Genomic DNA, 8444 nt, shown 5'->3' on the forward strand with positions numbered 1-8444 from the left:
CATCCTTCCCGGCAGCTCCGGAGGCGTCTTGATCACTCCACCCGGCGGCAGCCATGCTGAGGCCGGTCCGCCGGCACCGGTGGTCAGGAGGCCGGCGGTGGAACCAAAGCGGCGGGGGTCGATGCTCGTCGAGTTCCCCGGCGACCTAGAGGTTCAGTGCACCCCGGCAGGTTCCAGGCCCCGGCCGCGCTCGTGTTCGACGTGCTCACCAGCCCGGACCAGGTGCGCACGTGGTTCGCGCCGTTCGGCTGCGTGATGACGGTCTGCGAGATCGACCTGCGCCCCGGTGGGGACTATCACCACGTGTTCGTCGACGAGAACGGGACCGAGTGCTCGTCGGGCGAGGATGACCAGGTTCGACGGCCAGGCAGACAGCTTCGACAAGATGGAAGCCGTCCTACGATCCGTGCACGACTGCGGCGGCAAGGCCTGTCAGTAGTCGCGATCGAAGTGACGCATCGTCAGACTCGCTCGTCCGACGACCCGACGACCCGACGGTTCCTCGGTCATCGGCTGCCCGGCCGAGCCGGACAGCCGATGAAACCAGGTCGGATCGGGTCGCCAGGCTGCCGTTCAGGCCTTCAGTTGGGCTGCGCTGGCGTAGATCGACTTGTATTCCAGGTAGGCGTTGAAGGCCTCCGGGCCGAGTTCGCGTCCCAGGCCGCTGTCCTTCATGCCGCCGAACGGGGCGCCGAGGTCGATGTTGTAGTGGTTGATGCCGATGGTGCCGGTGCGGACCCGGCGCGCGATGTCCAGGCCGCGTGCCTCGTCGGTGGTCCAGACCGAGCCGCCGAGACCGTAGTTACTGTCGTTGGCGATCGCGACCGCCTCGTCGTCGCTGTCGTAGGGGATGACTGCCATGACCGGGCCGAAGACCTCTTCGCGGGCCAGTCGGTCGCTGTTCTTGACGTCGGCGAAAACCGTCGGCTCGACGAACCAACCGCGGTCCTGGTTCGCGGGACGCCCGCCCCCGGTGATCAACCGGGCGTCGCTGTCGCGCCCGGCCTGGATGTAACCGAGCACCCGGTTCAGGTGGGTCTCACTGGCCATCGGCCCGCAGGTCACCTCCGGGTCCAGCGGGTTGCCGACGTTGAAGGAGTTGGCGACGGTCGCCACTGCGTCGACGACCTCCTTGTAGCGCGAGCGCGGCGCCAGGATCCGCGACTGGGTGGTGCAGGTCTGGCTGTTGTTCATGAACGAGGCGGTCGGCAGTCCGGCGATCAGCACGTCCAGGTCGGCGTCGTCGCAGATGATCGCGGCCGACTTGCCGCCCAGTTCCAGGGTCACGCGTCGGATGAGGCGACCGCACTCGGCCCCGATGATCCGCCCGGCTGCGGTGGAACCGGTGAAGGCGATCTTGTCGACACCGGGATGGGAGACCAGTGCCGCGCCCGCCTCGCGTCCGGCGAGCACGATGTTGAGCACGCCCGGGGGCAGACCGGCCTCCTGGGCGGCGTCGCCGAAGACGTAGGAGTCCAGTGCGGTCTCCGGCGACGGCTTGAGCACGATGGTGCAACCGGCCGCCAGCGCAGGGGCGATCTTGAACATGGCGAGCGCCTGCGGGTAGTTCCAGGGCGTGATCGCCCCGACGACCCCGACCGGCTCGCGGCGCACGATCGTGGCACCGGTCGCGCTGGGCCGGACCTCCTCGAGGGCGAGCTGCTTGATCAACTCCGCGTACATCTGCAGCATCATCGCCGGCGCGGCGCCGTTGAACATCGACGACAGCCCGATCGGCATGCCGTTCTCCTGGCTGACCAGCTTGCTGGTGGCCTCCCCGCGCGCCATCAGCGCCGCGGCGAAGCGATGCATCACCTCGGCCCGCTCGGCGGCGGTCGTGCGACCCCACGGTCCGGTGTCCAGCGCCCGCCGGGCAGCGAGCACCGCGGCGTCGATGTCCGCATCGGTGCCCAGGGACGCGGTGCCGAGCACCTTCTCGGTGGCGGCCTCCACAGCCACGTGCGTCTCGGAGCCGCGCGGCTGGACCCATTGCCCGTCGATGAAGAAGAGCCGACGGTCCAGATCGGTCTGCGGTTCGAGGGTTACGGTCACTGTTCCTCCTGCTAGGAACTGAAGGGGCTGAGGCCTGCTGTCCCCCTCGACCGCCGAGGCCCGCGGACGGGTCCGGCCGTGTCGAGGGGGACGTGGGTTTGTGAGGTTGCGCGATCACCTGCGTACGAGTGGGATCCACTCCTACGCGGCCTGGCAGTTGCGTGTCAACTGCCCGCCGGCGCGGAGCGGTTTGGGTGCCGGCGGAGTTGCGGGACGGCCGGAGGTACTCGGCGGGCTCCGCCCATTCCGGATCCTGGTCCGCCGGTTTAGATTCACGTGCGGGAGAGACCCCATCCGCGACCCCCGAAGGGCGGATCCATGTCAGTCACGGTGACCGTGCTTTTCCCCACCAAGGCCGAGGAGTCGGACAACTTCTGGAACGCGCTGGTCTCGGTACTGCCGGAGACCCGGGCGTATGCCGGCTGCATCAGCGTCACCACCCACCGGGACCTGGACGACGCGAGCAGAATCCTGCTGATCGAGGTCTGGGAGAGCCGCGAGCACCAACAGAAATACCTGTCCTGGCGGGTGGAGACCGGCCTGATGGACGCCATCGGGCCGATGCTCGCCGGGCCCCCGGGGTTCAGCACGTACTCCAACCCCGGGGCGTGAGCGAGGAGCTCAGACACCGGTCGCGGGACGCGGCCCGGGCCGGCCGGTGATCTCGTGCGCCTGGCCGAACAGCTCACGGGCGATCCGGCCCAGGCGTTCGCCGACTTCCTGCGTGGCCTGGCCGGCGAGCATCCGGGCGTAGGAACCCTCGAGGATGATTCCGAGGCGATAGCAGGCCAGGACGATGTACCACTCGATGTCGCTCACGTCGCGGCCGGACTGCTGGGCGTAGCGCTCGATGAGGACGTCCGGGCCGGGCAGCCCGGGGATCTCGACGCGGGCGACGGTGGCGGGGCGGCCCGGCCAGGTCGAGATCATGTGGCCTAGGTCGAGCAGCGGGTCGCCGACGGTAGCCAGCTCCCAGTCGACGAATGCCACGAGCTCCGGGGCGTCACGCTTGATGATCACGTTCGCGAAGTGGACGTCGCCGTGCAGCAGACCGAGGTGCGCCATTTCGGGCCGGTGCTCCTCGAGCCATCCGCCGACCTCGTCGACGTGCGGGAGGGACGGACCCGGGTAGTTCGGCAGCGCGGCGTAGGAGTCGAGCTGCTTGCGCCAGCGCGGGACCTGCCGCTCCAGCCAGCCGTCGGAGCGGCCGAAGTCGGCCAGTCCACGCGCTGCCAGGTCGACCCGGCTCAACGCCGCGAGGCCGTCGACCATCGACAGGCCGAGCGCGGTCTGCCAGTCCTGGTCGTAGGTCAGGCGCTCGGGGAGATCCTCGGAGGGGTTCACGCCCTCGACGGGTTCCATCAGGTAGAACGCGGCGCCGAGGACTTCCTCCGTCGCACAGGCCGCGATCAGCCCGGGGTGCGGGACCTCGCTGCCTGCCAGCGCAGCCAGTACGCGGGCCTCGCGGCGCATCGTCTCGTCACTGTTGCCGCGCTTGTGGACCGGCGGGCGGCGCAGGACGTAGCCGCGGTCGTCGCGCGTGAATTTGAGCAGGATGTTCTGGGTGCCGCCGACGAGGACCTCGGTGTCGGTGACGGGGCCTGCACCGAGGCCCTGACCGTCCATCCATCCTTCGAGCGCGACGAGGTCTACGCCCTCGATGTTTTCTGACGTCACGTCAGCCCGCGGCCCAGGCCATGCCGCCGTCCACCTTGATCACCGAACCGGTGGTGTAGCTCGACGCGTCGCTCGCGAGGTAGAGCGCGGCGCCGACGATCTCGTGGGGCTGCCCGCCGCGGCCCGCCGGGACGTTCTCGCGGAAGCGGCGCTCGACCTCGAGGGGATCCCACGCGTTCGAGATGTCGGTCATGAACATGCCCGGCATGATCGTGTTCACGCGCACCGTGGGGGCGAACTCGCGGGCCATCGCGACCGTCATGTTGTTGAGGCCGGCCTTGGCCATCGCGTAGGGCAGTTCCACCGCGCTCGGCTGGACGGCTGCGACACTGCTGATGTTGATGATCGAGCCGGCACCGGCCGCGACCATCCGCGTCCCGATGAGCGAGGCGAGTCGGAACGGGCCCTTGAGATTGACCGCGATCACCTTGTCGAAGAGGTCCTCGCCGACCTGGTCGAGCGAGGGGTACAGCGGCGACATGCCGGCGTTGTTGACGAGGACGTCGACGCGGCCGAACGCGGCGTAGGCAGCCTCGGCGAGGTGGTCGCAGTCCTCCCACCGTCCGACGTGCGCGGGTACGCCCAGGACGCGGCGGCCGGTCCTCCCCGACAGGTCCTGCGCGACGGCAACGCAGGCCTCGGGCTTACGCGAAGCGACCACGACGTCGGCGCCGTGCTCGGCGAACGCGCGGGCGATCTCGTAGCCGAGGCCGCGAGTACCACCGGTGACCACAGCGACGCGCCCCGCCAGCGATGCCACTACTTCCGCCACGGCGCGACGGCTCCGTCCCTGGTGAGGGTCCGTGCGACGACCATGCGGTGCACCTCGTCAGGCCCGTCGTAGATCCTCGCGTAGCGGGCCTCGCGGTACATCTTCTCCAGCGGGAAGTCCTCCGTGACGCCCGCGGCGCCGTGGACCTGGATCGCGCGGTCGATGACGTCGTGCAGATACTGCGCACCGCGGAACTTGATCAGCGAGATCGCGACCCGGTCGTCGCCGCCTTCGTCGACCACTCGCGCAGCCTCGAGCGTCATCAGTCGATGGGCCTGGATGTCGGCGGCGGACTCGGCGATGTACCGGCGGATCTCGCCCTTCTCGTGCAGGTAGGAGCCGTGGGCATAACGGGTGCGGGCGCGGTCCACCATCAGCTCGAAGGCGCGCTGCATCTGACCGAGCCAGCGCATGCAGTGGAAGATGCGCCCCGGGCCCAGGCGGGTCTGCGCGATCGCGAAGGCCTCGCCTCGCGGGCCGAACAGGTTTTCCTTCGGGACGCGCACGTTCTCCAGGCGGATCTCGCCGTGCCGGCCGGTGGCGTGGCCCATCGTGCGGATGTCGCGCACGTGCGTGTACCCGGGGGTGTCGACCGGGACGATGATCGCGGAGAACTGCCGGTGCGGCTTCGCGTCAGGGTCGGTTTTGGCCCACACCAGCACCGCCGGCGAAGCGCTCGCCCACGAGGTGAACCACTTGTGGCCGTTGATGACCCACTGTTCGCCGTCGAGTACGGCGGTGGTCTGCATCAACGTCGGGTCCGAGCCGGCTACCTCCGGCTCGGTGAGCCCGATCCCGATCCACTGGTACTCCCCCGCCACCAGCGGGTCGAGCCAGCGCTTCTTCTGCTCCGCCGTGCCGTAGCGGCGCCACATCACGGTGTCGTGCTGGGTCATCGACCCGACGGCGAGCATCCCGATCTCGGACCGGCCGATGATCTCGTTCAGGTGGACGAACTCCATGAACGACAGCCCGCCGCCGCCCAGATCCACGGGGTGACCCAGTGCCCACAGGCCAAGGCGCTGCGCCTTGGCCCGAAGCTCCGCGAGCGCGTTGCGCCCGGCCTCGCCACCCTCCTCGACCACCCGCTCGGCGGGAAAGACCTCCCCGTCGATGAACTCGAGCATCCGACCCTTCAGGTCGATCACCCGCTCGGTCAGGCCAGGGCTCTTCGGTACGGACTCCGCGATCCGGGAAGTCGTCATGGCGTTGATTCTTGCCGGGCGCCGCGGGCCGACGACTTCGGGGCCAGGAGCCGTTGTGACCCGTTGGCGCGCGCCGGGTTCAGCGGTCCGATCGGGAGTTTCGGAGGTCGTCGGCGAGGTGTCGGGCCTGCGGCCGCGTGAGTCCGACGATCCCGAGCTTGCCGGCGGTGATCCGGTCCATGACGGTGGGTGCGCTGATCAGCCGGTGCCCGTCCAGGATCGCCAGTTCATGGCCGAGCGCCGCGGCGGTGACGCGGGCGAACTCCCGCCGCTGCCGGTCGTTGAAGGTCACCACCACCTGCCAACCCGCACCGTCCCGCCCCCGGAAACACCTTGACGTCGCGGGGTTCCTCGACGGCCATGACCTGGCGGTGAAGACGGAAACACTCACGCCCGCCGGTCACCAGGGCCCCGGGGCGCAGTGAGGCGTCGCTGTCCGGGCATGTGATCGGCCTGCCCCGCCACAGCGTCACCTGGACGTGATCGCCGGGCACATCCCCACCGGTCGGGGTCACCACGGCCGCGCCGGCCGCAGGTGCCGCCCAGGAACCGGCCAGCAGGGCGACGGACATGACGCTGAGGGTGGAACGGGTTCGCACAGCAGGCATCGAAAACGGGTCTCCTCGGTCAGGGTTCGATGTCCGCGACATCGAATGTCACGACCTCCGGAGTGGCGCCACGCGCAGTCACCCGGCAGACGGGACGGTGATCCTCTTCCGCTGCTTCGACGCCCCGGACGAACCAGAGGTTCCGGACCTACTGCACTTTCTTCACCAATCCCGCAATCCCTCAACCGTCCCGGAGCGCATCCACTGTTCGGTCGAGGTCGATCAGTACCCCGGTCTCGGCGGTGTACGGGACGTCAGGGCTCTTCATCGGGTACCAACCGGATGGGACGGGGCCCGCGGGCAGGTCGGGCACCAGGCCGTTGTCGAACCACCGCGGCGCCACGTCCATCTCGCGTGTCCGCTGCAGGTGCGCAATTCGATGTCTCCCGGGCCCGGGCCGGTAGGTCTCGACCACCACCTGGACGCGGGTGACGCGGCCCCGGACTCCGGCAGTGACACCCAGGTATCCGTGCAGGTCGTTCGTCAAACGGCCACGCAAGGCGACGCGGCCGGTGACGGGACGCCGGGCCCACCAGGTTGCCGACCAATCGAAACCTGTCAGGCGGGTCGGCCACACGGTCCGCTCCCCCGGTCGCTCACCCATCTCGCAGGGGCCGGGCCCCATCGGCGGGGCCTCCGGCTCGGCAAGCGCCTCCACCGATGTCACGGTCGTGTCGGGCGCATCGCCTTCGGCTTCGAAGAACTCCAGGGTCCAAAGCCGTTCCTGCCCCACCTCGGGCGGTGGGGTCTGGCCGTCCTCGATCGCCAAAGCGGTCACCAGCACCCGCAAGCCAGGTCCAGGTCCGCCGCCGGCCAGGTCGTGCCGCGCTGCCACGAAGCGGAGTCTGACACGCCAAGGTCCTCCGTCGGTGTTGGCGCTGGTGCCCGCTGCGAGGTGATTTCCCGACGGATTTAGGGTGAAGGAATGGGTCGGTGGCGGGTGCTGTCGTTGTTCCCCCTGCCGGCGGAACGGATCCGGCCGTTCCTCGGTAACCTGCCGGAGCGCGCCGATCTGACGATGCTGTTCCACCCGTCGCAGCCGGAACTGCATGCCGCGTTGGCCGATGCCGAGTTGGTGTTGGCGGCCTGGCAGGGCACGCATCCGCTGCCGTTCGACGCCGCCGCGGTGGCCGCGGCCGGACCGCAGTTGGCTTTCGTCCAGCAGCCGAGCGTCGGCACGGACAGCGTGGATCTCGACGGCCTGGCGGCCCGCGGGGTCCCGGTGGCCAACACGGCCGGCGCGAATGCCCGCTCGGTGGCCGAATGGGCGGTCGGAGCAACGATTTCCGTGGCGCGATCCATGGCCTGGGCGGACCGCCAAATCCGCGCCGGGGGTTGGCCGCAGATGGACGTCGTGACCCGCAGTCTCGGCGAGATCGGTGGGCTGCGGATCGGCGTACTCGGGTTCGGGTCAGTGGGCAGCCTCGCGGCATCGTTGTTCGCCGCGTGGGGGTGCGAGGTCGCGTACTGGTCGCGGCACAGGCGCCCGGAGGCTCTTTTCCCGTGGCTGGAGCTGCCTGCGCTGTGCGCGCGCAGCGATGTCCTGCTGCTGTGCCTACCGCGGACACCGGACACCCATGGCCTGATCGGCGAGGCCCAACTGGCCGCGCTGCCCGCCGGGGCGATCGTCGTCGACGTGGGCCGTGGCGGGGTGTTGGACCCGACGGCCCTGATCGCGGCCCTGGACTCCGGGCACCTCTCCGGCGCCGCCCTCGACGTCTACCCCACCGAACCCCTGCCGCCGGACCACCCGCTACGCACCCACGACCGCGTCCTGCTCTCCCCCCACGCAGCCGGCGCAGCCGCCCAGGCCGTGGCCCGGGTCATCGGCCAATCCGTGGCCAACATCCGCCGCGTACTGGACGGCGAACCGATACACGACGTCGTCAACGGGATCTCGCCGGTGGTCACCCGTCGCCGGTAATGCCGGTCCCCTGTCATCGGTGTTCGGGATTGGGGAAGTCGAAACGGCAGCCGGCGTCCCACCGCGAGCGCTGGTTGCCGTGCACGGGGATACCGCCCGCGTCGGTGATCATGCGGGCCAGATGCAACAGGTTCCACGTCATGAACGTCGTGTTGCGGTTGGTGAAGTCGTTGTCCGGCCCACCTGAACCGGGGTCCAGGTAGGAC

At 69.7% G+C, this 8444-nt stretch carries 10 protein-coding genes; 2 read left to right on the forward strand and 8 right to left on the reverse strand.

What is annotated here, in order from left to right:
* Positions 1–153: 153 nt before the first annotated feature.
* Together VHU88_06340 and VHU88_06345 are read right to left on the reverse strand one after the other, a co-directional pair.
* A complete protein-coding gene (locus VHU88_06340; GenBank protein HEX3611289.1) occupies positions 154–384 on the reverse strand; it encodes a hypothetical protein in 231 nt (76 codons plus the stop codon).
* A gap of 189 nt (positions 385–573) precedes the next feature.
* The gene (locus tag VHU88_06345; protein ID HEX3611290.1) at positions 574–2052 is read right to left on the reverse strand and encodes an aldehyde dehydrogenase; all 1479 of its coding nucleotides are present in this window, start codon (positions 2050–2052) and stop codon (positions 574–576) included.
* 318 nt (positions 2053–2370) lie between these two features.
* On the opposite strand from VHU88_06345, the gene VHU88_06350 reads away from it, so the two are divergent.
* Positions 2371–2664, forward strand: a complete 294-nt coding sequence (locus tag VHU88_06350) for an antibiotic biosynthesis monooxygenase (GenBank protein HEX3611291.1) — start codon at positions 2371–2373, stop codon at positions 2662–2664.
* A 9-nt stretch (positions 2665–2673) separates the two neighbouring features.
* Here the strand turns inward: VHU88_06350 and VHU88_06355 are convergent, their stop codons facing one another.
* The 5 genes from VHU88_06355 to VHU88_06375 all read right to left on the reverse strand — a co-directional run bounded on the left by VHU88_06355 (position 2674) and on the right by VHU88_06375 (position 7149).
* The gene (locus tag VHU88_06355) at positions 2674–3678 is read right to left on the reverse strand and encodes a phosphotransferase family protein (GenBank protein HEX3611292.1); all 1005 of its coding nucleotides are present in this window, start codon (positions 3676–3678) and stop codon (positions 2674–2676) included.
* Between the two features lie 52 nt (positions 3679–3730).
* On the reverse strand, positions 3731–4501 hold the full coding sequence (locus VHU88_06360) for an SDR family oxidoreductase (GenBank protein HEX3611293.1): 771 nt from the start codon (positions 4499–4501) through the stop codon (positions 3731–3733).
* A complete protein-coding gene (locus VHU88_06365) occupies positions 4489–5706 on the reverse strand; it encodes an acyl-CoA dehydrogenase family protein (protein HEX3611294.1) in 1218 nt (405 codons plus the stop codon). The genes VHU88_06360 and VHU88_06365 overlap by 13 nt, the downstream gene beginning before the upstream one ends.
* A gap of 79 nt (positions 5707–5785) precedes the next feature.
* Positions 5786–6004: a hypothetical protein gene (locus VHU88_06370; protein HEX3611295.1), complete on the reverse strand. Its 219-nt coding sequence runs from the start codon at positions 6002–6004 to the stop codon at positions 5786–5788.
* Positions 6005–6495: 491 nt separating this feature from the next.
* Positions 6496–7149, reverse strand: a complete 654-nt coding sequence (locus VHU88_06375) for a hypothetical protein (protein ID HEX3611296.1) — start codon at positions 7147–7149, stop codon at positions 6496–6498.
* 90 nt (positions 7150–7239) lie between these two features.
* Between VHU88_06375 and VHU88_06380 the strand changes: the two genes are divergently transcribed.
* On the forward strand, positions 7240–8238 hold the full coding sequence (locus VHU88_06380; protein HEX3611297.1) for an NAD(P)-dependent oxidoreductase: 999 nt from the start codon (positions 7240–7242) through the stop codon (positions 8236–8238).
* A gap of 13 nt (positions 8239–8251) precedes the next feature.
* On the opposite strand, the gene VHU88_06385 is transcribed toward VHU88_06380, so the two are convergent.
* Positions 8252–8444, reverse strand: a 193-nt coding sequence (locus VHU88_06385) for a hypothetical protein (GenBank protein ID HEX3611298.1), incomplete at its 5' end; no start/stop codon positions are given.

The sequence above is a fragment of the Sporichthyaceae bacterium genome, assembly GCA_036269075.1.
Classification (GTDB): Bacteria; Actinomycetota; Actinomycetes; order Sporichthyales; family Sporichthyaceae; genus DASQPJ01.

Excerpts from the sequence above, each read along its gene's own strand:
- VHU88_06350 (HEX3611291.1), top strand. The coding sequence starts at position 2,371 with ATGTCAGTCACGGTGACCGTGCTTTTCCCCACCAAGGCCGAGGAGTCG.
- VHU88_06355 (HEX3611292.1), bottom strand. The coding sequence starts at position 3,678 with ATGGACGGTCAGGGCCTCGGTGCAGGCCCCGTCACCGACACCGAGGTC.
- VHU88_06380 (HEX3611297.1), top strand. The coding sequence starts at position 7,240 with ATGGGTCGGTGGCGGGTGCTGTCGTTGTTCCCCCTGCCGGCGGAACGG.
- VHU88_06365 (HEX3611294.1), bottom strand. The coding sequence starts at position 5,706 with ATGACGACTTCCCGGATCGCGGAGTCCGTACCGAAGAGCCCTGGCCTG.